18 protein-coding genes and 1 tRNA gene are annotated in these 25,120 nt (G+C 66.5%); 11 read left to right on the top strand and 8 right to left on the bottom strand.

Features of this window, described 5'->3' with window-relative positions; translation table 11 throughout:
• Positions 1 to 91: 91 nt before the first annotated feature.
• Complete coding sequence (locus ACMGT0_RS28315) at positions 92 to 1,003, bottom strand: LysR family transcriptional regulator (protein ID WP_054062544.1); 912 nt, start codon at positions 1,001 to 1,003, stop codon at positions 92 to 94.
• A 302-nt stretch (positions 1,004 to 1,305) separates the two neighbouring features.
• Here ACMGT0_RS28315 and ACMGT0_RS28310 point away from each other — a divergent pair, with 302 nt between their 5' ends.
• Positions 1,306 to 3,381 (top strand): mechanosensitive ion channel family protein, encoded by a 2,076-nt coding sequence (locus tag ACMGT0_RS28310; protein WP_416773576.1) that lies wholly within the window; start codon positions 1,306 to 1,308, stop codon positions 3,379 to 3,381.
• A gap of 131 nt (positions 3,382 to 3,512) precedes the next feature.
• On the opposite strand, the gene ACMGT0_RS28305 is transcribed toward ACMGT0_RS28310, so the two are convergent.
• A complete protein-coding gene (locus ACMGT0_RS28305; RefSeq protein ID WP_416770687.1) occupies positions 3,513 to 7,808 on the bottom strand; it encodes a DEAD/DEAH box helicase in 4,296 nt (1,431 codons plus the stop codon).
• A 189-nt stretch (positions 7,809 to 7,997) separates the two neighbouring features.
• Between ACMGT0_RS28305 and ACMGT0_RS28300 the strand changes: the two genes are divergently transcribed.
• Positions 7,998 to 8,882 carry a sugar nucleotide-binding protein gene (locus tag ACMGT0_RS28300; protein WP_162491335.1) on the top strand — a complete coding sequence of 295 codons (885 nt, stop codon included), beginning with the start codon at positions 7,998 to 8,000 and terminating at the stop codon, positions 8,880 to 8,882.
• A complete protein-coding gene (locus ACMGT0_RS28295) occupies positions 8,875 to 9,804 on the top strand; it encodes an NAD-dependent epimerase/dehydratase family protein (RefSeq protein ID WP_054061300.1) in 930 nt (309 codons plus the stop codon). The genes ACMGT0_RS28300 and ACMGT0_RS28295 overlap by 8 nt, the downstream gene beginning before the upstream one ends.
• A 57-nt stretch (positions 9,805 to 9,861) precedes the next feature.
• Here the strand turns inward: ACMGT0_RS28295 and ACMGT0_RS28290 are convergent, their stop codons facing one another.
• From ACMGT0_RS28290 to ACMGT0_RS28270, 5 genes are all read right to left on the bottom strand, one after another.
• Positions 9,862 to 10,560 carry an OmpW/AlkL family protein gene (locus ACMGT0_RS28290; protein WP_054061299.1) on the bottom strand — a complete coding sequence of 233 codons (699 nt, stop codon included), beginning with the start codon at positions 10,558 to 10,560 and terminating at the stop codon, positions 9,862 to 9,864.
• Between the two features lie 241 nt (positions 10,561 to 10,801).
• On the bottom strand, positions 10,802 to 11,335 hold the full coding sequence (locus ACMGT0_RS28285) for a DUF3299 domain-containing protein (protein ID WP_054061298.1): 534 nt from the start codon (positions 11,333 to 11,335) through the stop codon (positions 10,802 to 10,804).
• Between the two features lie 11 nt (positions 11,336 to 11,346).
• The gene (locus tag ACMGT0_RS28280; RefSeq protein WP_054061297.1) at positions 11,347 to 12,612 is read right to left on the bottom strand and encodes an ABC transporter permease; all 1,266 of its coding nucleotides are present in this window, start codon (positions 12,610 to 12,612) and stop codon (positions 11,347 to 11,349) included.
• Position 12,613: 1 nt separating this feature from the next.
• Complete coding sequence (locus tag ACMGT0_RS28275; protein WP_416770683.1) at positions 12,614 to 13,324, bottom strand: ABC transporter ATP-binding protein; 711 nt, start codon at positions 13,322 to 13,324, stop codon at positions 12,614 to 12,616.
• 152 nt (positions 13,325 to 13,476) lie between these two features.
• Positions 13,477 to 14,073: a DUF2796 domain-containing protein gene (locus ACMGT0_RS28270; RefSeq protein ID WP_054061073.1), complete on the bottom strand. Its 597-nt coding sequence runs from the start codon at positions 14,071 to 14,073 to the stop codon at positions 13,477 to 13,479.
• A gap of 145 nt (positions 14,074 to 14,218) precedes the next feature.
• On the opposite strand from ACMGT0_RS28270, the gene ACMGT0_RS28265 reads away from it, so the two are divergent.
• From ACMGT0_RS28265 to ACMGT0_RS28230, 8 genes are all read left to right on the top strand, one after another.
• A complete protein-coding gene (locus tag ACMGT0_RS28265) occupies positions 14,219 to 14,572 on the top strand; it encodes a hypothetical protein (RefSeq protein ID WP_416770680.1) in 354 nt (117 codons plus the stop codon).
• A 204-nt stretch (positions 14,573 to 14,776) separates the two neighbouring features.
• Complete coding sequence (fdnG, locus tag ACMGT0_RS28260; RefSeq protein ID WP_152972995.1) at positions 14,777 to 17,845, top strand: formate dehydrogenase-N subunit alpha; 3,069 nt, start codon at positions 14,777 to 14,779, stop codon at positions 17,843 to 17,845.
• Positions 17,845 to 18,795: a formate dehydrogenase subunit beta gene (gene fdxH, locus ACMGT0_RS28255; RefSeq protein ID WP_416770679.1), complete on the top strand. Its 951-nt coding sequence runs from the start codon at positions 17,845 to 17,847 to the stop codon at positions 18,793 to 18,795. Before fdnG ends, fdxH begins: the two co-directional genes overlap by 1 nt.
• Positions 18,792 to 19,448 carry a formate dehydrogenase subunit gamma gene (locus tag ACMGT0_RS28250; RefSeq protein WP_054061078.1) on the top strand — a complete coding sequence of 219 codons (657 nt, stop codon included), beginning with the start codon at positions 18,792 to 18,794 and terminating at the stop codon, positions 19,446 to 19,448. Before fdxH ends, ACMGT0_RS28250 begins: the two co-directional genes overlap by 4 nt.
• Positions 19,449 to 19,452: 4 nt before the next feature.
• Positions 19,453 to 20,379, top strand: coding sequence for a formate dehydrogenase accessory protein FdhE (gene fdhE, locus ACMGT0_RS28245; RefSeq protein ID WP_054061079.1), 927 nt, complete (start codon positions 19,453 to 19,455; stop codon positions 20,377 to 20,379).
• A gap of 161 nt (positions 20,380 to 20,540) precedes the next feature.
• Complete coding sequence (gene selA / locus ACMGT0_RS28240; protein ID WP_416770676.1) at positions 20,541 to 21,968, top strand: L-seryl-tRNA(Sec) selenium transferase; 1,428 nt, start codon at positions 20,541 to 20,543, stop codon at positions 21,966 to 21,968.
• The gene (selB, locus tag ACMGT0_RS28235; protein ID WP_416773574.1) at positions 21,965 to 23,887 is read left to right on the top strand and encodes a selenocysteine-specific translation elongation factor; all 1,923 of its coding nucleotides are present in this window, start codon (positions 21,965 to 21,967) and stop codon (positions 23,885 to 23,887) included. Before selA ends, selB begins: the two co-directional genes overlap by 4 nt.
• 8 nt (positions 23,888 to 23,895) lie before the next feature.
• A tRNA-Sec gene (locus ACMGT0_RS28230) sits at positions 23,896 to 23,991 on the top strand.
• Between the two features lie 67 nt (positions 23,992 to 24,058).
• Here ACMGT0_RS28230 and ACMGT0_RS28225 read toward each other — a convergent pair.
• On the bottom strand, positions 24,059 to 25,048 hold the full coding sequence (locus ACMGT0_RS28225) for an asparaginase (protein WP_054061489.1): 990 nt from the start codon (positions 25,046 to 25,048) through the stop codon (positions 24,059 to 24,061).
• Positions 25,049 to 25,120 lie beyond the last annotated feature (72 nt).

The raw sequence follows: 25,120 nt of genomic DNA, 5'->3' as shown, positions 1-25,120 counted from the left end.
CAGGACGCGTGCATATCCAGTCGGGTACTGTACAACGTTCTGAGCTGGCTCTCAGCTAGCAGTGAGCTGACACCTTCGTTCCGGTGTTGCCTCAGCCAAACCGCTGCTCCAGCAGAAAATCGACGAACGCCCTGAGCCGCAGCGGCACGTGCCGGCCATGGGGATAGAGCAGGGTGAAAGGGCGCGAGCGGCCGGCGAAAGGCTGCAGCACCTCCACCAGCGAACCCTCGGCCAGTTCCTTCTCGACGATGAAGCGGTAGGTCTGGAACAGGCCGGCACCATGTCGGGCCAGCGTCACACCGCCCAGCACGTCTTCCGAACAGCAGTAGCCGCTGTCGGCCAGCACCTCGCGGTCCTTGCCATCTTCCCTGAACAGCCAGGTGATGCGCCGCCCGTTGCTGGGCAGTTCGAACTGGATGCACTCATGGTCCTGCAAGTCCTCCAGCTGTCGCGGCGTCCCGGCCCGGCGCAGATAGTCGGGGCTGGCGACCACCACCAGTGCCGCATCCTCCAGATGCCGGGCGATCAGCCCGGAGTCGGGCAGCACCCGTACCCGGATCGCCAGGTCGTAGCCTTCCTCGACGAAATCGATGTTGCGGTTGCTGATATGCGTCTCGACCTGTACTGCCGGGTAGCGCGCGCGAAAGGCCGGCAGCAGGGGCAGCAGGCGATGGTGGGCGTAGGTGGTGGGAATGCTGATGCGCAGGGTGCCGGCCGGCTCCTGCTGTTTGCCCATGACCTCGCGCTGGGCCTCGGACAGTTGCGTCAGCGCCTGTCGACACTGCTCGAAGTAGGCCCGACCGCCTTCGGTCAGGCGAATGCTGCGGGTGGTGCGGGTAAACAGGCGCACGCCCAGGCGCTGCTCCATGCGCGAGATCGACCGGCTCACGGCCGCCGGCGTGACGCCGGCCACCGCGGCCGCACCGGTGAAACTGCCGGCTTCGGCGGCCAGGCAGAACAGCTCGATACTGCCGAGCAGGATGTCGTCGAATTGTCTTCGCATGCTGGATGGCACCCGGGACCCAAGGGGGAATGGCTAGTGAAATACCGCGACTGGCCCGCTGGCGCAATCTTTCGTCTCCCACAGGGGCCGCGCCGAACGCAAAACGAGGGTATCCCCCTACCTGTAGGAGGGTGGCTTGCCCGCGAACACGCCCTCAAGCCTTGCGCAAAACCATGGAGTCCGCGCAGGTGGAACGCTCGGGTGAACCCCAAGCGAACTTTGCCGGTCTTGCGGGACTCAGTTCCTTACAGTGACCGCCGAAGAGGAATTGCGCCGTGCCCGGATTCAAGCTGGCCATCGTCTTGTCGACCTTCCTGCTAGCCGTCAGTTGCGGGGTTGGCGCCGCTCCCGCCGCCACGCCCCAGGCTCCGCCCGAGCCGCTGGTGCAGGGTGGCCTGCTGGGCGCCCTCAGTTCCAGTATCGAGGAGGTCCAGGACAAGCTCGACCTCAACGACAACCTGCTGGACGCCTGGCGCCTGCGAGCCGACCGGGCGGCTGATGAAATGGATCGGCTGGTCAGCCAGACCGTCGAGCGTTCGCCCTGGAGCGTGGCCGCCGACTTCCTGCTGCTGTCGCTGGTGTGGATCGGCAGTTTCGCCGGGCTGAGTCTGCTCGGCCGGTTCGCCGCCCGCCGGTTTAACCGCCAGCCACTGTTGCTCAATCGCGAACGCGGACGCTCGCTGGTGGGCTACCTCCTGCCCTACATGTTGCCAGCCCTGGCCAGCCTGCCGCTGACCCTCTATGCCAGTCATCTGCTGCCGGTCTCGGTGGGCCGCGCCCTGGCGCTGTGCCTGGCCTATGCTACCAGCAGCGGGGTGTTCTCCACCGGGCTGCTGCTGTGCCTGAGCGTGCTGTTCGATCTTGGCCACAAGCGCCAGGCGGTGCGGGTCATCCGCAGCTACAGCCCGCGCCCGCTGTTCCTGATCGGTTTCCTGGCGGCCCTCAGCGATGCGCTCACCAGCCCGCAGATCGCCCGGCAACTGGGCGGCAATATCACCAGCAGCGTCGCCGTGTTCACCGGGCTGTTCGCCTCGCTGTGTTTCGGTGTGCTGGTGTTCCGCCTGCGTCGCCCGGTGGCCCACCTGATCCGCAATCGGCCCCTGGCCCAGCGCCTGCGCCAGCCGGCACTGCAGGAGTCGCTGCGGATCTTCTCCGGCCTGTGGTACTGGCCGATCCTGCTGATGGTGCTGGTCTCGGTGGTGAACCTGATCGGTGCCGGCGAAGACAGCCAGAAGGCCTTGCGCTGTGCCTTGCTGACCACCGTGCTGCTGATCGGCACGGTGTTTCTCAGCACCATCATCCAGCACCTGTTCAAGGGCCGCAGCGCCGAGGCGATCCAGCGCAGCAGCGTGTACAAGGAGCGTCTGCTGAGCCTGTTGCATGCGCTGTTGCGGATTGCCCTGGCGGTGACCTTCATCGAATTGCTCGGGCGGATCTGGGGGCTGTCGCTCTACGAGTTCGCCGCCCAGAACTCCGTGGGGCGGGCGATCAGCGATGCTCTGAGTCGCATCGGCCTGATCCTGCTGGCCACCTGGTTGCTGTGGGTGGTGCTCGACACGGCGATCCAGGAAGCGCTGAAGCCGCCGATCAACCCGCGCTCCTCGCGCCAGCCGAGCATGCGGGTGAAAACCATCCTGCCGTTGCTGCGCAATGCGGTGAAGATCATCCTCGTGGTGATCTGCACCATCACCACCATGGCCAACCTGGGGATCAACGTTGCGCCACTGCTGGCGGGGGCCGGGGTGGTCGGGCTGGCGATCGGCTTCGGTTCCCAGCAACTGGTGCAGGATGTGATCACCGGCCTGTTCATCATCATCGAGGACACCCTGTCGATCGGCGACTGGGTGGTGCTCGACTCCGGCCACGCCGGCACGGTGGAGGGGTTGACCATCCGCACCCTGCGCCTGCGTGACGGCAAGGGTTTCGTCCATTCGGTGCCGTTCGGCCAGATCAAGGCGGTCACCAACCAGTCGCGGCAATTCGCCTTTGCCTTCTTCTCGGTGCAGTTCACCTACGACACCGATGTCGACAAGGCCACCGCGCTGATTCGCGAGGCCGGGCGGATGATCAGCGAGGACAGCTTCCTCAAGTTCAACCTGCAGGGGCCGCTGGAGGTATTCGGGGTGGACCGGATGGATTTGAATGGCGTGGTGCTGACGGCACAGTTCCGCACGGTATCCGGTGGGCAGTACGCGGTGAGCCGGGCATTCAACGAGCGCTTGAAGAAGCTGGTGGATCAGAGCCCCTGGGTGCACTTCGCGCAGACTTATCCACAGACGGTGATGTTGCCGAACCGCACACCGCCGCAGGAAGAGGTGGCGCCAAAACCGGAAGGCGGGGCGGTGCTGCTGCCTGGGGAACGGGTGCAGACTCAGTGATTCGGGGTGCCTGTCCTGGCCCTTTGGCAGATGAATCCGGCCCCACAAGTGCTCGCTCGTGCATGAATCCTGCGAACCACGCTGACACTGTGGGAGCCGGATTCATCCGCGAAGAGGCCCTTCAGTCTTTTCTAATGCCGGATCAGCTTTTGTTTGACCTCATCCGCTGCCGGCTGCTCGAGTTCCAGCCAGAACAGCTGTTTGCCGGCGATTTCGGCGGCTGCGGGTATCCCATCGCGATACACCAGCCGATTACCTGCCAACGCCGGCACCTTGCTGCCCGGCAACAAGGTGCCGGCCAGGTTCAGCGGGTCGGCGCCACATACCGCGACCAGGCTGCCATCCAGGGGTCGACGACGAACCTCGCGCAACAAGGGAATGGCCTCGGGCAAGGCGAACTGTTCTCCGGCCAGGCCACTGACGAAGCGCCCGCCCCGAATCTCGCCACGGGCTTCCAGGCGATGGAGGGTGCGCAGCAGCTCGCGCCAGCTCGGCAGCCATTCCGCTTCCCGTTCCAGCAGCCGCCAGAACACCACGCCATAGCGGCGCAGCAGGGTCCTGGCGATATGCTCGAGGGTTTCTTCCGGCAAGCGATCAGTTGCCTCGGCCGGGGAGCGGCGCAACAAGGCCCAGCGTCCGGCGTCCTCCATCCCGCCGACCAGCGGCCCACGCCCGCGCCGCGCGCCCCGAGCCTGGCGTTTGCTGGCCGGTGTGATCAGCGCCCGCAGCCCGGCGAAGCTGTCGGCGTTCACCAGCCCGGCGCCGACCAGTTCCTGCAGCGCGGCCTCCAGTTCGGTCGGCAGCAGATGGGCCTCGTGCAGCAGTTCGTCGAAGAATAACGCGCCGTGCTGGCTCAGTGCGGCATGGACCTTGAGGGTGCGCGGTGACAGCTCCTCGATCGCGGTCTGTTGCGCCAGGCTGCTCCACCGCGTCACCTGGGGCCGCGGCAGCAACACGACCGGGGTGCTGCGCAGCGTCATCGCCGCACCCTTGCCGCGGGCGTTGAGCCGCATCCACACCAGCTTGCCCGAGCGGCACAACTCATCCAGCCAGCTCGATGAATAATCCTTCAGGCGGGCATTGAGCAGTTCGCTGTCCCAGGCGCCGGCGGCTGCGGCATAACCTTCGAGCTGGCTGACGATCGCTGGCAGGGCGGCATTGCCGCGGGCCTGGCTGGCGCTGGAGAGGTGCTGCCAGTCGAACAGGAAACGCATGAAGTCCTGCAGGCTGACCGGTTCGATTTCCCGCCGCAGGCGCTTGACCGTATAGCGATGAATGCGCGCCAGCAGATGCCGTTCGCACCACTGTTCGGTGCTGGCGCCAGGGCTGAAACGGCCGCGCAACACATAACCCTCGCCCTCCAGTTTCGCCAGGGCATGGGCCACCGTGGTGTCGTCCAGGGCCAGCGGCCGGGCGATCTGCGCCAGCGACAACGGGCCAAAGCCACTGAGGCGGGCGCGGACCACCTCGACGGCGGCCTCGTCGCGGTCCCGGTTGCGCTCGAAGTCCGCCAGCGGTTGCAACGCCGGTTGCAGTGCGGCCTGTGGATAAAGGGCCCGCAGGCAGCCCAGGCGCTCCAGGGCCACCCAGCCGCCCTGGCCGTCGAGTTGCAGGTGGGTGGCGCGCCCACTGTCAGCCAGGGCCTGGAGCCAGTCCGCCCAGTGCGTGTTGTCCGCCACCTCGGCATCGCTGACCAGCGCCAGGCTCATCAGCGCTTCGTGCATTTCGTCGACACTGGCCGGTTGCGGCCAGGCTTCTGCCCGCACCGCGTTGATCGCGTCGCCGTCCAGTGCGCCCAGATCGTCGGTACTCTGCGGGTCGCTCCAGCGGCGGTTGAGCACGGCCTGGGTCCGGCGCTCCTCCAGTGGCGCGTCGTCGAGAAAGGTGTAGGGCTTGGCGTTGAGGATCTCCGCCGCCAGGGGCGAGGGCGCTGGCAGGTCGCGGGCGATCAGGCGGATGTCACCGGCCTCCATGCGCCGTAGCAGGGCCAGCCAACCCTCGCTGTCCATGGCTTCGTGCAGGCAGTCGTCGAGGGTTTGCCGTACCAGCGGGTGATCGGGAATCTCCCGTTCGCCGGCGAGGTTTTCCAGGCAGGCGATCTGGTCGGGGAAGACGCAGGCGGTCAGGTCCTCGCCTTTCATCCGCTGGATCTGCGGTGGCACCTTGCGCCCGCCGACGAAGCGCGGCAAGGCCAGCGCGACCCCGGCATTCCAGCGCCAGCGCACGCCGAACAGCGGTGCGTCGAGCAGAGCCTGGACGAGGATCTGCTCGGCGCTCTGGCTACGCAGGTAACGCCAGACTTCCTCCAGGGCGAAGCTGTGGCTGGTGGACAGCGACAGCACGATGGCGTCCTCGCTGGCCGCTGCCTGCAATTCGAAGTTGAACGTGCGGCAGAAACGCTTGCGCAGGGCCAGGCCCCAGGCGCGGTTGACCCGGCTGCCGAAGGGGCTGTGGATAACCAGCTGGGTGCCGCCGGATTCGTCGAAGAACCGCTCCATCAGCAGGGTATCCTGCGACGGCAGCGCGCCGAGGGCCTGGCGGGCGCGGGCCAGGTATTCGACGATCTGCTCGGCGCTGGCCAGGTCCAGGCCGAGCTCATGGCACAACCAGTCCAGGCTCGGCCGCAGATTACCCGGCGTGGCCCCCAGCAACTCGTCCAGCTGGCTGCGCAGGCGCGCCACGGCAAACGACAGTTCGTTGCTGCGTCCGGGCGCTTCGCCGAGCCAGAACGGAATGCTCGGCGGCTGGCCTTGGGCATCCTCGACCCGCACCCGGCCGGTCTCCACCCGTAAAATCCGATAGGAATGGTTGCCCAACTGGAAGACATCGCCGGCGATGCTCTCCACGGCGAAATCCTCATTGACGGTGCCGATGTTCAGCCCCTGGGGCTCGAGCAGCACGGCGTAGTCGGCGTTGTCCGGAATGGTCCCGCCGCTGGTCAGCGCCGTCAGCTGGGCGCCGCGCCTTCCGCGCAGGGTGCGGGCCACGCTATCGCGGTGCAGGTAGGCGCTGCGCAGACCCTGGCGACTGTTGAAGCCCTCGGCGAGCATCTGCAGCAGTGCCTGGTAGGTCTGTTCGTCGAGTTCGGCGTAGGGGCTGGCGCGGCGGATCATCGCCAGCAGCGCCGCTTCCTGCCATTGCTGGCAACTGACTTCGGCGACGATCTGCTGTGCCAGCACATCCAGCGGCGCGCGGGGAATCAGCAGGACATCGAGCTCGCCGCGGCGTACGCAGTCGAGCAGGGCGGCACATTCGAGCAGGTCGTCGCGGCTGGTCGGGAACAGCCGGCCCTTGGGCGTGCCGCCGACCTGATGGCCGGAGCGGCCGACCCGTTGCACAAACGCCGAGATCGAGCCCGGCGAGCCGATCTGGCAGACCAGTTCGACTTCGCCGATGTCGATGCCCAGTTCCAGCGACGCGGTGGCGACCAGTACTTGCAACTCGCCGCGCTTGAGACGCTGCTCGGCCTCCAGCCGGTGCTCCTTGGCCAGGCTGCCGTGGTGGGCGGCGACGGCCTGCTGGCCCAGGCGCTCGCTCAGGTGGCGGGTCAGGCGTTCGGCCAGGCGCCGGGTATTGACGAACACCAGGGTGGTGCGATGTTCGCGGGCCAGTTCGGCGAGCCGGTCGTAGACCTGTTCCCAGACGTCGTTGGCCATCACCGCGCTCAACGGCACCCTGGGTACTTCGAGGGCCAGGTCGCGCGGGCGGGCGTGGCCGATATCGATGATTTCGCAGGGGCGCCGGTTGCCGACCAGGAAGCGTGACACCGCGTCGATCGGCTTCTGCGTGGCGGACAGGCCGATCCGCAGCAGCGGTTCGCCGCATAATGCCTGCAGGCGCTCCAGGCTCAGTGCCAGGTGGCTGCCGCGCTTGCTGGCGGCGATGGCATGGATTTCGTCGACGATCACTGTGCGGGTGCTGGCGAGCATGCGTCGCCCGGACTCGGAGCCGAGCAGCACATACAGCGATTCCGGGGTGGTGACCAGGATGTGCGGCGCGCTCTTGCGCATCTGCACACGCTCCCGGTCCGGGGTATCGCCGGTGCGCACCGCGGTATCGATCCGCAAGGGCGGCAGGCCCTGGCGCTCGAGTTCGGCGGTGATCCCGGCCAGCGGCTCCTGCAGGTTGATGCGGATATCGTTGGAGAGCGCCTTGAGCGGCGAGACGTAGACCACCCGGGTTTCGGCTGGCAGCTTGCCACCTTGGGCGAGGCCCTGGCGCACCAGCTCGTCGATCACCGCGAGAAAGGCCGTGAGGGTCTTGCCGGAGCCGGTGGGCGCGGCGATCAGGGTCGACCGGCGCTGACCGATGAGCGGCCAGGCACGGGCCTGGGCGGCGGTGACGTCCGGGAAGGTGTGGCGAAACCAGGCGCTGACGGCCGGGTGAAAACCCGCCAGGGCGCCGGGGACCGATTCGGGAAGGTTCATACTGTCCTTTATGCGGCCGCCGGCCGCAGGTTGCAAGCGGGACCGGCCGACCGTGCCTCCCGGCACTTTCTCCGTGACGATTGCCTCCAAAACCCGCAAAATGCAACGATTGTGGTTATCGCCAGTGGGAAACCCCCGGTTTTCCGTACACCTTCATCGTTCTGAACTGATTCTGGGCCAGCTGACTCTATGCGAATGCGCCTTATGTTATTGGGCGGCGGGAATGCCCTCGGGCAGGCGCTGATTCGCCTGGGTGCGGAGGAAGACATCAGTTTCCTCGCCCCCCGCCCGCCGCAGGACGGCTGGGACGCCGCGAGCCTGACGCAACTGCTGGACGACACCCGTCCGGATGCGTTGATCAACCTCGCCTACTATTTCGACTGGTTCCAGGCCGAAACGGTCAGCGAAACCCGCCTGGCCGGCCAGGAGAGTGCGGTCGAGCGTCTGGCCGAACTTTGCCAGCATCACAACATCATCCTCGTCCAACCCTCCAGCTATCGGGTTTTCGATGGCTCGCGGGCGACCGCCTACAGCGAAAAGGACGAGCCGGTCCCCCTCGGCCTGCGTGGCCAGGCCCTGTGGCGCATTGAGCAGAGCGTGCGGGCGACCTGTCCGCAGCACGTGCTGTTGCGTTTCGGCTGGCTGCTGGATGACAGCACCGACGGTTCCCTGGGGCGCTTCCTGGCCCGGGCCGAGCAGCCCGAGGAACTGCTGCTCGCCGACGACCGGCGTGGCAACCCGACGCCGGTGGACGATGCCGCGCGGGTGATCATCTCGGTGCTCAAGCAACTCGATTGCGCCGCGCCGCTGTGGGGCACCTATCACTACGCCGGCCATGAGGCGACCACGCCGCTGGCGCTGGGCCAGGCGATCCTCGGCGAAGCGCGCAACTACCGTTCGCTGGCGATCGAGGCACCGACGGCCCAGGCCCACGCGGCCCGTCCGGACGCCGCCGAAGAGCCGCAGCACGCGGTGCTGGCCTGCAAGAAAATCCTTCACACCTTCGGTATCAAGCCCCGCGCCTGGCGCGCCGGGCTGCCGGCTTTACTGGACAGGTTCTATCGTCATGGCTGATGCCCCCATTCTGATCACCGGTGGCGCCGGTTTCATTGGTTCCAACCTGGCCGAGCGGCTGCTGGCAAAGGGTTATTCGATTCGCGTGCTGGACGACCTGTCGACCGGCAAGCGCAGCAACCTGGCCCTGGACGATCCGCGGGTCGAACTGATCGTGGGCGACGTGGCCGATGCCGCGCTCGTCGCCCGGACCATGGTCGGCTGCCAGGCGGTGGTGCACCTGGCGGCGGTGGCTTCGGTGCAGGCCTCGGTGGACGATCCGGTGCGCACTCATCAGAGCAACTTCATCGGCACGCTGAATGTCTGCGAGGCCATGCGCCAGGCGGGCGTCAAGCGGGTGCTGTTCGCGTCGAGCGCGGCGGTGTACGGCAACAACGGCGAAGGCGAGTCGATCGTCGAGGACACGGCCAAGGCGCCGCTGACGCCCTACGCGTCGGACAAGCTGGCCAGCGAATACTACTTCGACTTCTACCGTCGCCAGCATGGCCTGGAACCGGTGATCTTCCGCTTCTTCAACGTTTTCGGACCACGCCAGGACCCTTCCTCGCCGTACTCCGGGGTGATCAGCATTTTCAGCGAACGGGCGGAGAAGGGCCTGCCGATCACCGTGTTCGGCGATGGCGAGCAGACCCGCGATTTCATCTACGTCGGCGACCTGGTGGATGTGCTGGTGCAGGCGCTCGAAGCGCCACGGGTGGAAGAAGGCGCGATCAATGTCGGCCTGAACCGCTCCACCACCCTCAACCAGATGCTGCAGGCGCTGGCCGAAGTGGTCGGGCCGCTGCCACCGGTGAGCTACGCGCCGGCCCGTTCCGGCGATATCCGCCATTCGCGGGCGAACAACCAGCGTCTGCTGGAGCGTTTCGCGTTCCGCGAGCCGACACCGATGAGCGTCGGGCTGGCCCGCCTGCTGGGCCGCTGAGGTCAGTCGGCAGAAACGAAAAAGGCGCCTTTCGAGGCGCCTTTTCGTTGGGCTGGATCAGAACTTGTAGCCCAGGCCGACCATGTAGACCATCGGGTCGACATCGACGTTGACCTTGGCACGGGTGCCGCCGGCCACGGCGTTGTTGTCGACGTAGGCGGTGGTATCGATATCGATGTAGCGGACCTGGGCGTTGATCATCAGCTTGTCGGTGAGCATGTAGTCGGCACCGACCTGCCAGGCCACGCCCCAGGAGTTCTTCGCACGGAAGTTGTCGAAGCCGGCGGCGTTCGCCTCGCTGCCGACGTGCTCGTCGTAGATCCAGGTGTAGTTGATACCCGCGCCCAGGTAAGGCTGGAAGGCCGACTTGGCGTCGAGTGGGTAGTACACCAGGCTCAGGGTCGGCGGCAGGTGCTTGAGGGTACCGAGCTTGCCGTTGGCAGCGCCCAGGGCGGTGTTCTTGATCTTCACGTCATGCTCGAACGGGGTCGCCGCCAGCAGTTCGATACCGAGGTGATCGGTGACCATGTAGGCGAAGTTCAGACCCAACTGGGTGTCGCTGCTCATGGTCGCCTTGCCGCCCAGGTCGGCGCCGGCCAGCGGACCGCGATCGACCTTGACGCTGGAACTGTCGGCTTTCGGGTTGACCGTGATCGCACCGGCGCGAACGATGATGTCGCCGGCGTCGTGCGCATGGGCAAGTGGAGAGGCGAGGGCGAGCGCAACGAGAGAGGCGCTGAGCAGGGACTTGTGCATGGGGGCTCCAGAGGACGTTTCGAATTCACTGGGGCCAATGGTAAGGAGCGGACCGAACGGGTCCTTGACTCAGCTCAATGAAAGGCCAATGGAGGGGCCTTCCAGGGATTTTTGTGTAGCTATTCGCGGATAAATCCGGCTCCCACAGTTTGTGGTGCACACGGGATTTGCGTTCAACACGATCCCTGTGGGAGCCGGATTCATCCGCGATGAGGTTGCCACCTACCGCAAGACTACCCCCTCAATTCGGCAGCTCGTACACGTAGATCTTCTGCGCCTCCATGCTGTACCCGGCATCCGCCAGCTCACTGGTGCTCGGTTTCACCTGCAACACCCCCTCGATCCAATACGGCTGGTACAGCTCATCGAGCTTGACCCCCAGTTCGCTGGTCACGTGCACGATCTGGTTCGATGGCGGTGGTGGCACATGGATGCAGGCGCCGAAATACGGCACCAGCAGGAACTCGGTGGTGCGTCCTTCCTCGCTCACTTCCAACGGCACGATGTAACCCGGCAGGCGCACGTGCTGGCCATCGAGGGCCTTGACCACCGGCGCATTGGGCAGGGCCTGCCTGGCCGCCGGCGCGGCCTCGGGGTCCATGTTGCCCAGTTGCGACAGGTCGTGCAGCGGGCGCATGTCGGGTTTTTCCTCGGGCGCATCCGGCGGGATCATCTCCTGCCAGACCAGCTCGCGGATGGCGTCCTTGGCCCAGGTGGGCAGAGCCACCAGCAACAGCAGCGCCAGCAGGGCGCGGGGCAATACGGCTTTCTTCATTGCACAGGGGCTCACAAACGAATGGACAGGCCATCGGCCAGGGACTGTCGATAGGCGCGCCAGGCCGGCACGCTGCCCATCAACAGGGCGGCGACGAGAATACCGCCGAGCAGCGTCCATTCATATTCGCTTGGCCAGGACAGCGGCAGGTAAAGCCCGTAGTTGGACTGCACGTAACCCTGGGCCAGGGCGATGCCCAGGTACAACAGACCAAGCCCGGCCGTCACTCCGGCCAGCGCCAGGGCGAAGGCTTCCAGCACCAGCAGGCTGGCGATATGCCAGGGGCGCGCGCCCACCGAGCGCAGGATCGCCATTTCCCGCCGGCGTTCGTTGAGGCTGGTGAGGATCGCCGTGAGCATGCCGATCAGGCCGGTCAGCACCACGAACAGCGAGACCACGAACAGGGCCTTTTCCGCCGTACCCATCAGGCTCCAGAGTTCCTGCAGGGCCACGCCCGGCAGGATCGCCAGCATCGGCTCGCCACGGAACTCGTTGATCTCCCGTTGCAGGGCGAAGGTCGCGATCTTGCTCTTGAGGCCGAGCATGAAGGCGGTGATCGCCTGGGGCGTGAGGTCCATGTTGCGCGCCTGGTCGGCGCTGATCCGCCCGGCGCCGTGGGCCGGGACACCGTTGTGCCAGTCGATGTGGATCGCCTCCATGCCGCCGAGGCTGATGTGCAGCGTGCGGTCCACCGGCGTGCCGGTGCGCTTGAGGATGCCGACCACGGTGAACGGCTTGTCATCGTGCTTGACCAGGCTGATCGCGGCGACCCCATGGGCCAGCACCAGCTTGTCGCCGAGCTTGTAGTGCAGGGCCTCGGCGACTTCGGCACCGAGCACCACCTCGAACGGATCGGTGGCGAAGGCGCGGCCGCTGGCCAGTTCGAGGTTCTGCTGGTGGCCGTACTGGTAGTGCTCGAAGTACGCCTCGCTGGTGCCCAGCACCCGGTAGCCGCGGTGCGAGTCGCCGAGGGACATCGGGATCGCCCACTTCACCCGCGGGTCGTTGGCGAAGTGCTCGAAGCTGTCCCAGCGGATATTGTTGGTGGCGTTGCCGATACGGAACACCGAGTACAGCAGCAGGTTCACCGAGCCGGAGCGGGCACCGACGATCAGGTCGGTGCCGCTGATGGTGCTGGCGAAGCTGGCGCGGGCTTCGGTGCGCACCCGTTCCACCGCCAGCAGCAGGCAGACCGAGAGAGCGATGGCGAAGGCCGTGAGCAGGGCGGTGAAACGGCGGTTGGCCAGGCTGGCCAGGGCCAGTCGTAACAGGTACATCTCAAACCTCCGCGGGCGCGGCCGCGCGATTGAGTTCGGCCAGGGACAGGTGGCGGTCGAACAGCGCTGCCAGGCTCTGGTCATGGCTGACGAACAGCAGGCTGGAGCCGGCCTCGCGGCATTCGGCGAACAGCAGTTGGAGGAAGGCTTCGCGGGCATCGTAGTCGAGGGCCGAGGTCGGCTCGTCGGCGATCACCAGTTCCGGTTGGCCGATCAGTGCGCGGGCGGCGGCGACCCGTTGCTGCTGGCCGATCGACAGCGAGTCGGCACGGCGTTCCAGCAGCGCCGGATCCTTGAGGCCCAGGTGGGCGAGCAGGGTCGCGGCGGCCAGGTCGACACTGCCGTGGCGCTGCGCGGCGCGGCTGGCGCGCAACCTGGAGAAGTGACAGGGCAGCTCGACGTTCTCGCGCACCGAGAGAAACGGCAGCAGGTTGAACTGCTGGAAGATGTAGCCGGTGTGATCGACGCGAAAACGGTCGCGGGCACCGGCGCCCAGTTCGGTCAGTTCCTGGCCGAGCAGGCGGATGCTGCCGCGGCTGGGTTTCTGCACACCGCCGAGCAGGCCGAGCAGGGTGGTCTTGCCACTGCCGCTGGGGCCCTTGAGAAACAGGGTTTCGCCGCGTTCCAGGCGGAACGTCGGGATATCCAGCAACTGCGGATGCCCGGGCCAGTTGAAGCCCAGGTCGGACAGTTCGATAAGTGCTTGGGTCATGGAAACCGCTTCACAGGTGATAGGCCTTGTAGGAGCCGGCGTGCTGCCGGCGGCTCTCCGACGATCCACCCCAGGCGGCCATCCGAGAATGAGTCGGTGGCGCCAGTGGCATCGCTATGGCCAGCAAGCCGGCTCCTACCATGGGCATTGGATCAGAATTTCAGGGTAGCGGCCTTCGGCGTCGCATCGACACCCTGCTGGCCGCTTGGCGAGATCAGTTGTACCTGGATTTTCTGGGTGGCGGGGAACGTCTTGAAGACCTGGCTCAGGTCGAGCTGCTTGAGCGCAGTCGGCGTGCTGCAGGTGAACTGGTAGTGCGCGTGGATTTCGCTGTGGTCGTGATGGTGCTCGTGCTCGCCGCCCGCCTGGGCGTGGTCGTCGTCATCATCGTCGTCGTGGTCGGCATCTTCCGGCGCCGGGTCACCGAACAGCGGGCTCTCCAGCTCCTGGTTGGCGACCACGCAACCGGCACCCTTGGGCAGGTTGAACAGTTCCAGCGGCTTGTCCAGCAGCGCACGCACGGCGGCGACCTTGGCCTTGTCGGCATCGCTGGTGGCCGCGTGCTCGAAGCCCACCAGGTTCATCGCCGGGCTTTGCAGTTCCAGTTCCAGGGTCTGCGCATCCAGCACCGCATTCAGGCGGCCTACGCCATGTTCATGGGCACCGAGGCTGCCATGTTCTTTTTCATGGGCCTGGGCGGCGACCAGGGGCAACAGGGCGAAAGGCAGGGCGAGAAGCAGGCGGCGCATGGCGTTTCTCCGGAAACGGCGAAGGGGATTTTGTTATGTGATCTTATAACGTTTCTGGCTGTTTCGGCCACCCGCTTGGCTATCCTGCTGACGCATGGGAGCATGCAGCCCTGCCTGTGGCACAAAGATGAACGAGGACCGATGCATGGTGAGGATTCGTGGGACCGTCGGCCAGTGGCCGGTGGATTTGACGCTGGAGCTGGACGACAACGAGTGGGCCCGTCTGGGCGCGCAGTTGCAGGGCGTGACGCCGCAGCAGGCGCCCGCCGCCGCAGTGGTGAGCAAACCGGCGAGCCAGGACGACACCCAATGGCAACTGGCCCGGGAGCTGTTGCGCCAGGCCGGACAGCTGAGCGGGCCGGAACTGCGGGAGCAGTTGGAGGCGCTGACCGGCAGCACGGCAGCGGGCAAGCGTCTGCTGGTGCGGTTGCGCCATAGCAGCGAGGTCCGGGTCGAGAGTGGCGCGGATTCGCCGCTCTTCAGTTGGATCGGTGGTTGATTGCCAACGTCCGGTTGCCGGACACGCGACTTCGGCAAATCTTCCTCATTACCCCGCGTCAACTGTCGGCGTCTTGACCCATGTCATCGCACGTTCAGGAATCTTGGCTAGAGTTACCTATTGGCAGGCAGTATTTGCCTCCACCGTGATTGCCAAGAGGCGCCGGCCATGTCCCGTGCGCCCCCACCTGATCAGGAGTGCACGATGGACCTCAACCGTCGGCAGTTCTTCAAGGTCGCCGCTGTCGGCCTTGGAGGCTCGAGCCTTGCAGCGTTGGGCATGGCCCCGACGCCGGCGTTCGCCGAGCAGGTGCGCCATTTCAAGCTGGCGCATACCAAGGAAACCCGCAACACCTGTCCCTACTGCTCGGTCGGCTGCGGCCTGATCCTGTACAGCCAGGGCGACGCGGGCAAGAACGTCAAGCAGAACATCATCCATATCGAGGGCGATGCGGACCATCCGGTCAATCGCGGCACCCTCTGCCCGAAAGGCGCCGGCCTGCTGGACTTCATCCACAGCCCGAGCCGGCTGCTGTACCCCGAGGTACGCAAGCCCGGCAGCAAGGAGTGGACCCGCATCAGTTGGGACGAGGCGCTCGATCGCGTCGCCGAACTGATGAAGCAGGACCGCGACGCCAACTTCATCGAAAAGAATGCCCAGGGCCAGACGGTCAACCGCTGGCTCACCACGGGGTTCCTTGCCGCGTCCGCCGCTTCCAGCGAAGCCGGCTACCTGACGCACAAGGTGATCCGTTCGCTCGGCATGCTGGGGTTCGATAACCAGGCGCGTGTCTGACACGGTCCGACGGTGGCAAGTCTTGCCCCGACGTACGGCCGTGGCGCCATGACCAATCACTGGTCTGACATCGCCAACGCGAACCTGGTCCTGGTGATGGGCGGCAACGCCGCTGAAGCGCATCCGTGCGGCTTCAAGTGGGTGACCGAAGCCAAGGCGCACAACCAGGCGCGGCTGATCGTGGTCGACCCGCGGTTCACCCGTACCGCCTCGGTGGCGGACTACTATGCGCCGATCCGCACCGGTAGCGACATCGCCTTCATGGGCGGGCTGATCAACTATCTGCTGAGCAACGACAGGATCCAGCACGAATACGTGCGCAACTACACCGACGTGTCGTTCATCGTCAAGGCCGGCTATGGCTTCGAGGATGGCCTGTTCAGCGGCTATGACGCGGCCAAGCGCACCTATGTCGACAAGTCCGGCTGGGGCTACGAGCTCGGCGAGGACGGTTTCGCCAAGGTCGACCCGACCCTGCAGCACCCGCGTTGCGTCTACCAGTTGATGAAGCAGCACTACAGCCGCTACACGCCGGAAGTGGCGAGCATGACCTGTGGCATGCCCCAGGACCGGATGATGACGATCTGGGAAGAGATCGCCACCTGCTCGGCACCGGGCAAAACCATGACCATCCTCTATGCCCTGGGCTGGACCCAGCACTCGATCGGCGCGCAGATCATCCGCAGCGCGGCGATGGTGCAACTGCTGCTGGGCAACGTCGGCATGCCGGGTGGCGGGGTCAACGCCCTGCGCGGTCACTCCAACATCCAGGGCCTGACCGACCTGGGCCTTTTGTCCAACTCGCTGCCGGGCTACCTGACCCTGGCCGGCGATGCCGAGCAGGACTACGCCGCCTTCATCGACAAGCGTGCGCCCAAGCCGCTGCGGCCGGGGCAGTTGTCCTACTGGCAGAACTACGGCAAGTTCCACGTCAGCCTGATGAAGGCCTGGTATGGCGCCAACGCCACCGCAGCCAACAACTGGGGCTACGACTGGTTGCCCAAGCTCGATGTGCCGGCCTACGACGTGCTGCGCATGTTCGAGATGATGGGCCAGGGCAAGGTCAACGGCTACATGTGCCAGGGCTTCAACCCGATCGCCGCGCTGCCGGACAAGAACCGCGTCACCGCCGCGCTCGGCAAGCTCAAGTGGCTGGTGATCATGGACCCGCTGGCCACCGAGACCTCGGAGTTCTGGCGCAACGCCGGGCCGTTCAACGACGTCGACACGGCCAACATCCAGACCGAGGTGATCCGCCTGCCCACCACCTGCTTCGCCGAGGAGGATGGCTCGCTGGTCAACAGCAGCCGCTGGCTGCAGTGGCACTGGAAGGGCGCCGACGGCCCGGGCGAAACCCGTACCGACGTGCAGATCATGAGCGAGCTGTTCCTGCGCCTGCGCCATCGCTACCAGGCCGAGGGCGGTGCCTACCCGGCCCCGATGCTCAATATCAGTTGGCCGTACAAGATCCCCGAGGAGCCTTCGCCCGAAGAGCTGGCCAAGGAGATGAACGGCTGGGCGGTCAGCGACCTGAGCGACCCGAGCGGGGTCACGCTCAAGGCCGGCCAGCAGCTCTCGGCCTTCGCCCAGTTGAAGGACGACGGCAGCACCGCGTCCGGCTGCTGGATCTTCGCCGGTTGCTGGACCGAACAGGGCAACCAGATGGCCCGGCGCGACAACAGCGACCCGTACGGTATGCACCAGGTGCAGAACTGGGCCTGGGCCTGGCCGGCCAACCGCCGCATCCTCTACAACCGCGCCTCCAGCGACCCGCAGGGCAAGCCCTGGGATCCAGAGAAGAAACGCCTGGTGTGGTGGAACGGCAAGGCCTGGGGCGGTACCGACGTGCCGGACTTCAAGGCCGACTCGCCGCCGGAAGCGGGGATGAATCCGTTCATCATGAACCCCGAAGGCGTGGCGCGCTTCTTTGCCGTCGACAAGATGGCCGAGGGGCCGTTCCCCGAGCACTACGAGCCGTTCGAGACACCGATCGGCATCAACCCGCTGCACCCGCAGAACAAGAAGGCCATCAGTAACCCGGCCGGGCGGATCTTCGATTCGGTGTGGGACACCCTCGGCAAGCACGAGGAGTATCCCTACGCGGCGACCACCTACCGGCTGACCGAGCACTTCCACTTCTGGAGCAAGCATTGCCGCCTCAACGCGATTGCCCAGCCCGAGCAGTTCGTCGAGATCGGCGAGGTGCTGGCCAACGAGAAGGGCATCAAGGCCGGCGATCGGGTGCGGGTGTCGAGCAAGCGCGGACACATCGACGCGGTGGCGGTGGTGACCAAGCGGATCCGTCCGCTGCAGGTCAACAACCAGACCGTGCACCAGATCGGTATCCCGTTGCACTGGGGCTTCACCGGTACCACCCGGCATGGCTACCTGACCAACACCCTGGTGCCGTTCCTCGGTGATGGCAACACCCAGACGCCGGAGTCCAAGTCGTTCCTCGTCAAAGTGGAGAAACTCTGATGGCCAGCCAAGACATCATCGCCCGCTCGGCCACGACCACCGTGCCGCCTTCGGTACGCCAGCAGCAGGAAGTCGCCAAGCTGATCGACACCACCAAGTGCATCGGCTGCAAGGCCTGCCAGGTGGCGTGCTCGGAGTGGAACGAACTGCGTGACGAGGTCGGCCATAACCACGGCACCTACGACAACCCCCAGGACCTCTCCGCCGAGACCTGGACCCTGATGCGCTTCACCGAGCACGAGCGCGACGACGGCAACCTGGAGTGGCTGATCCGCAAGGACGGCTGCATGCACTGCGCCGAGCCCGGTTGCCTGAAGGCCTGCCCGAGCCCGGGAGCGATCATCAAGCACGCCAACGGCATCGTCGACTTCAACCAGGACCACTGCATCGGCTGCGGCTACTGCATCACCGGCTGCCCGTTCAACATCCCGCGGATCTCACAGAAGGACCACAAGGCCTACAAGTGCACCCTGTGCTCCGACCGCGTGACCGTCGGCCTGGAGCCGGCCTGCGTGAAGACCTGCCCGACCGGGGCGATCGTCTTCGGCAGCAAGGACGAGATGAAGGAGCATGCCGCCGAGCGCATCGTCGACCTCAAGTCCCGCGGCTACGACAAGGCCGGGCTGTACGACCCGGATGGCGTTGGCGGCACCCACGTGATGTACGTGCTGCACCATGCCGATACGCCGAAGCTGTACGCCGGCTTGCCGGAGCAGCCGGTGATCAGCCCGCTGGTGGGGTTGTGGAAGGGCGTGACCAAGCCGCTGGCGCTGCTGGCGATGGGCGCGGCGGTGCTGGCCGGGTTCTTCCACTATGTGCGGGTCGGGCCGCAGCGGGTCGAGGAAGATGAACATCCGACGCCACCCGACGGCAGCGTTCATCAGGTGGACCCGTCGGTGCATGTCTATGATCCGAACCGTCCCGGTGGGCAAGGGGAGCAGCGGCCATGAAGGACAACAAGCCTATCCTGCGCTACAACGCCAACGAGCGCAGCAATCACTGGATCGTCGCGATCCTGTTCGTGCTGGCCGGGTTGTCGGGGCTGGCGCTGTTCCATCCGGCGCTGTTCTGGCTGAGCAACCTGTTCGGTGGCGGCCCGTGGACGCGGATCCTGCACCCGTTCATCGGCGTGGCGATGTTCGTGTTCTTCCTCGGCCTGGTGCTGCGTTTCTGGCGCGCCAACTTCATCACCGCCAACGACCGCCTGTGGTTGCGCCGGGTCGACCGGGTGATGCGCAACCAGGAAGAGGGCGTACCGCCGATCGGCAAGTACAACGCCGGGCAGAAGCTGTTGTTCTGGACCCTGCTGGCGTGCATGCTGGTGCTGCTGGTCAGCGGCGTGGTGATCTGGCGGGCGTACTTCAGTCACTACTTCGACATCGGCGCGATCCGCTTGAGCGCCTTGCTCCATGCCCTGGCGGCGTTCGTGCTGATCCTCAGCATCATCGTGCACATCTACGCCGGCATCTGGATCAAGGGCTCCATCGGCGCCATGCTGCATGGCTGGGTCAGCCGGGCCTGGGCACGCAAGCACCATGAACTGTGGTATCGCGAGGTGACCGGCGACAAGAACCCTCACGACCACGGCGGAAAACAAGGATGAACGTTTGAGCACCCTTCTCGAACCCGGGCAGATCGAAGCGTCGGCGGTGGCGCCGCCGTTCCTGCATCTGCCGCCGGCCAACCTATTCGAACTGCGTGCCGCGCGCCTGGAACAACTCGCCGAGGGGCATGCCCTGGGTGACTACCTGCACCTGGTCGCCCAGTTGTGCCGGGTCCAGCAGCAACTGATCGACAATCCACCTGGCGGTTTGCCGGTGGCCGAGGAACGCCAGCGGCTGTGCATCAGCCATGGTCTCCCCCCTCTGGCGGCGGACAGTCTGGTGCGTGAAGGCCCCTGGCTGGCCTGGTTGCAGGCGTTGCTCGATGGCCTCGATTCACCGGTGACGGGGGCCTTGGCCGAGGCGTTGGACAGTTTGCGTGGCAGTGACGACAACCAGCGCAAGGGCTGGGGCATCGCCCTGCTCGGCGGTCAATACGACGCGGTGCCGGCGGCCCTGGTGCCATTCCTCGGCGCCGCGTTGCAGGCGGCCTGGGCCAGTTGGTTGCTGGCCTTGCCCAGCCAGGAGCTCAAGCCCGCCGGCAGCCTGGCCCAGTGCCCGGCCTGCGGTTCGCCGGCCATGGCCGGGGTGGTGCGCAACCGTGGCAAGCACAATGGCCTGCGTTACCTGGCCTGCTCGCTGTGCGCCTGCGAATGGCATGTGGTGCGGGTCAAGTGCGTGTACTGCGAGTCGAGCAAGGACCTGCGCTACACCAACCTCGAAGACGATCGGCATGCGCCTGGCAAGGCGCCGTTGCGGGCGGAATGTTGTCCGGGCTGCCAGGGCTATCTCAAGCAGAACTACCTGGAGAACGACGCCGCCGCCGAGCCGCTGGCGGATGACCTGGCAAGCCTGGCCCTGGACATTCGGCTGGACGAGGAGGGTTTCCACCGGTTGGCCCCGAACCTGATGCTGGCGCCTGGGGGAGGGTGAGTGGCTACACTGGAAAATCGAGTCGTCTTCATTCGCGGGCAAGCCACGCTCCTACAGAAGCCTGCACTGCGCCGAATATGTGAACGACTCAACCCTTGCAGGAGCGCGGCTTGCCCGCGAATGGTCCCGCCCCGACACCGAATGAACCGAAGGTTGCCCGAATGCCTGCGAGCCTCGCCAACGAAACCCCACGCCTGCCTTCTATCGACACCCTGTTGCGCCACCCCGCCTGCCAGCCGCTGCTCGACCGTCATGGTCGCGACGCGGTCCTGGCCACCCTGCGCCAGTTGCTCGACGATCTGCGCGAGCCGACCCGTCAGGGCCAGTTGAGTGCAGCGGAGCTGGCCGCCGAAGTCCTGCTCGGCCGCGCCGGCGAGCGCCTGGCGATCCGGCAGAGCAGCCAGGTCCGCCGGGTGTTCAACCTAACCGGCACGGTGCTGCACACCAACCTCGGGCGGGCGCTGCTGCCCGAAGAAGCCGTCGAGGCCATGCAGACCGCCGCCCGCTACCCGCTCAACCTCGAGTTCGACCTGAGTACCGGCAAGCGTGGCGACCGCGACGACCTGATCGAAGGGCTGATCCGCGAGCTGACCGGCGCCGAGGCGGTCACCGTGGTCAACAACAACGCCGCCGCGGTACTGCTGGCGCTCAACAGCCTGGGGGCGCGCAAGGAAGGGATCATTTCCCGCGGCGAACTGATCGAGATCGGTGGTGCGTTCCGCATCCCCGACATCATGGCCCGCGCCGGCGTACGCCTGCACGAGATCGGCACCACCAACCGTACCCACGCCCGCGACTACGAAGGCGCGATCAACCCGCGCACCGGCCTGTTGATGCGTGTGCATTGCAGCAACTACAGCATCCAGGGGTTCACCACCCAGGTGCCCACCGCCGAGCTGGCCCGCATCGCCCATCAGCATGAGTTGCCGTTGCTCGAGGACCTCGGCAGCGGCAGCCTGCTCGACCTGACCCGTTGGGGGCTGCCCGCCGAGCCGACCGTGCGCCAGGCGTTGGCCGACGGCGCCGATATCGTCACCTTCAGTGGCGACAAGCTGCTCGGCGGCCCCCAGGCCGGGATCATCGTCGGCCGCAAGGACTTGATCGCGAAGATCAAGAAGAACCCGCTCAAGCGCGCCCTGCGGGTGGACAAGATCACCCTGGCGGCGCTGGAGGCGGTGCTGGCGCTGTACCGCAATCCCGACCGTCTGGCCGAGCGCCTGCCCAGCCTGCGCCTGCTGACCCGGCCTCAGGCCGAGATCGCCGCCCAGGCCGGGCGGCTGGCGCCGGAACTGGCGGCCCGTCTTGGCGCGCAGTGGACGGTCAGCGTCGAAGCCGCCCTGGGCATGATCGGCAGTGGCAGCCAACCGGTGGCACGCCTGCCCAGTGCCGCACTGTGCCTGCGTCCGCAGGTGTCGAAGAAGTTGCGCGGGCGCAGCCTGCATGTGCTGGAGCGGGCCCTGCGCGACCTGCCGGTTCCGGTGCTCGGTCGTATCGACGACGACGCGCTGTGGCTCGACCTGCGCCAACTGGACGATGAAGCCCAGTGGCTGGCGCAACTGCCGGCGCTGCAACTGGGGCCGGTGCAGTGATCGTCGGCACCGCCGGGCATATCGATCACGGCAAGACCGCGTTGCTCCAGGCCCTGACCGGCCAGGCCGGCGACCAGCGCCAGGAAGAGCGTGCCCGTGGCATGACCATCGACCTCGGCTACCGCTACGCCACCCTCGCTGAGGGGGAAGGGCTGACCGGTTTTATCGACGTGCCGGGGCACGAACGGTTTATCCACAACATGCTCGCCGGCGCCCACGGTATCGACCTGGTGTTGCTGGTGGTGGCCGCCGACGATGGGGTCATGCCGCAGACCCGCGAGCACCTGGCGATCATCGAGTTGCTGGGCATTCCCCAGGCGCTGGTGGCGATCAGCAAGTGCGACCGGGTCGAGCCGGCGCGGTTGGCTGAAGTCGACACGCAAGTGGCCGAGCTGCTGGCGCCGGGGCCTTATGCCGGGGCGTTGCGCTTTGCGCTGTCGAGTGTTACCGGCGAAGGTATCGAGGCGTTGCGCCTGGCCTTGCGCGAAGCCCAGTCGCGTGTGCGCCGGCGCAGTGTCGCGGGCGGTTTTCGCCTGGCGGTCGACCGGGCGTTCTCGGTGTCTGGCGCCGGTATCGTCGTGACCGGCACGGCCTTGTCCGGGCAGGTCACCGTCGCAGACAACCTGCTGTTGGGCGCGGCCGGCAAGGCGGTGCGGGTGCGCGGCCTGCACGCGCAGAACCAGGCGGCGCCGCAGGCCGTGGCCGGGCAACGGGTGGCGCTGAACATCAGTGCCGAGCGCCTGGCGGTGGAGCAGGTGCATCGCGGCGACTGGCTGCTGCCGGCCTGGCTGCATGCGCCGAGTTCGCGAGTCGACATCGAGCTGCAGCTGTTGCCCGGTGAAACCCGTACTTTCGAACACTTCAGTGCCGTGCACGTGCACCTCGGGACCCAGGATGTCACCGCCCGGGTGGCCTTGCTCGAAGGCGAGAAGCTGCTGGGCGGCCAGCGCATGTTCGCCCAGTTGCTGCTCAACGCGCCGTTGCAGGCGGTGCATGGCGATCGTCTGGTCGTGCGCGACCAGCGTGCCCAGCGCACGCTGGGAGGTGGCCGGGTGCTCGATCCGTTTGCGCCGAGCCGGCAGCGTCGCAGCGAGGTGCGTCTGCGCCAGTTGCAGGTGCTGCGCGATGCCGGCGATCTGGAGCAGGCCCTGCCCGCGTTGCTCGAAACCGCTCCGGGCGGGCTCGACCCGCAGCGGCTGGAGCGGCAGTTCAATCGCCTGCGCGAGACCTGGCAACTGCCGGAGGGGGTACAGGTGATCGCCACTCGCCAGGGCCCGTTGCTGTTTGCCCGAACGCAGTGGCAGGCACTCCGGGAGCAGTTGCTGGAGCGGCTGACAGCCTTCCATCAACAGGAGCCCGACCAGTTGGGGCCGGACCGCGATCGACTGCGCCGTTTCAGCGCCTTGCCCCTGGAGCGGCCGGCGTTTGTCAGCCTGCTGGAGGAACTGCTGGGCGAGGGCGGCATCAGCAGCAGTGGTCCGTGGTTGCACCGGCCGGATCACACGGTGCAGTTGAGCGAGGCCGATGAGCTGTTGTGGCAGCGCCTGCAACCGCGCCTGCTGGCGGGCGAGTTCGATCCGCCCTGGGTCAGGACCCTGGCCGGCGAAGAGCAACGGGAGGAAGGCGAAGTGCGCCTGCTTCTGCGCAAGCTGGCGCGGCTGGGGATGTTGCACCAGGTGGTGCGGGACCTGTTCTATCCACAGGCGACGTTGCAACGCATGGCCGAGCTGCTGTTGCGGCAGGCTGCGGCATCGCCGATAGTGCAGGTGGCGGCGTTTCGCGATATGTTGGGCATCGGTCGCAAACGCAGTGTGCAGATACTGGAATATTTCGACCGTATCGGCCTGACCCGCAGGGTCGCCGACCAGCGTCATATCCGTGTTGACAGTGCCCTGGCCCGGCAGCAGGCCAGGGACTGAAGCTTCAGGGAAGGCAATCGCGCCCGGTGGCGCGGCCGGGCTTCAAACCCGGTTGGGGACGGCAACCGTTCCCGGGCAGGTTCGACTCCCGCTGCCTTCCGCCAATTTCACCAGAGCCTTGTGCAGGGCTTACCGGTTGGTTGCCCGCGAATAGGCCCGCAAGAGCGGCGCTTACGCGCGCTCCCCGCACAGGTCCAGAGCAAACCACTGCTGCGCCGCCTGCACATCCAGCCCCGCACCGAGCAATGCGAACAACTTGCCCAGCGCGGCTTCGCGGGTCATGCCGCCGCCGCTGACCAGGCCGGTATCGCGCAGGCGGCTGCCAGCGGCGTAGGTGTCGAACACCACCGAACCTTCCGGGCATTGGCTGATGGCAACGATCATCACGCCACGCTGGCGGGCCTCATGCAGCACGTCGAGCAGTGCCTGGTCATCGGACGGGCCGGTACCGCTGCCGTAGCATTCCAGCACCAGGCCCTGGATGCCGCTGTCGAACAGACCGCGCAGATGGGCGGCCTGCAGGCCGGGGTACACCGGCAGCACGGCCAGGTTGACCGGGACCCGTGGCTGGCGGTAGTCCAGCCGATCCGGGACTGCCGCCGCCCGCTCGCCTTCGCGATGACGGGATGGCGCGGTGAAAGCGTCGAACGCCTCGCTGCGCAGTTTCGAGGCACGGCAGCCGTGCAGCAACTGGCCGTGGAAGAACAGTTGCACACCGTTCGCCAGGCCGTGCTCGAAGTGCTTCAGGGCACCGAGCAGGTTGTCCCAGGCATCGCTGTCCGGCGCACCGGCCGGCAGCATGGAGCCGGTCAGCACTACCGGTACCGGCAGGCCGAGCAGCAGGAACGACAGGGCCGCGGCGCTGTAGGCCAGGGTGTCGGTGCCGTGCAGCACCAGCACGCCGTCATGGCCACGCTGTTCGACGGCGTCGACGATGGCATCGCGCATCGCCAGCCAGTTGGCCTGTTGCATGTTGGCGCTGTCGATCAGCGGGTTGAGCTCATGCAGCGACCAGTGCACCTGCGGCGCGTCGGCGCAGCCGGCGAGGTATTCGCGCATGCGCGCCTCGAAGCCGCCAGCCGGAGCCAGGCCTTCGGCGGTCTGCAGCATGCCGATGGTGCCCCCGGTATAGAGGACGAGGAGATTCTTGACTGCACCCATGGGAGCATTCCGTAGAGATTTGGCGAGAGAAAGACACAGCCGCCCACGAACGGGGCGGCTGAGGCAAGGAGA

Origin of the sequence: Pseudomonas sp. RHF3.3-3, assembly GCF_048069595.1 — a bacterium.
Classification (GTDB): domain Bacteria; phylum Pseudomonadota; class Gammaproteobacteria; order Pseudomonadales; family Pseudomonadaceae; genus Aquipseudomonas; species Aquipseudomonas fuscovaginae_B.
Note: the sequence above shows the minus strand (reverse complement) of the source record. Positions and strands in the feature narration are given on the sequence as shown.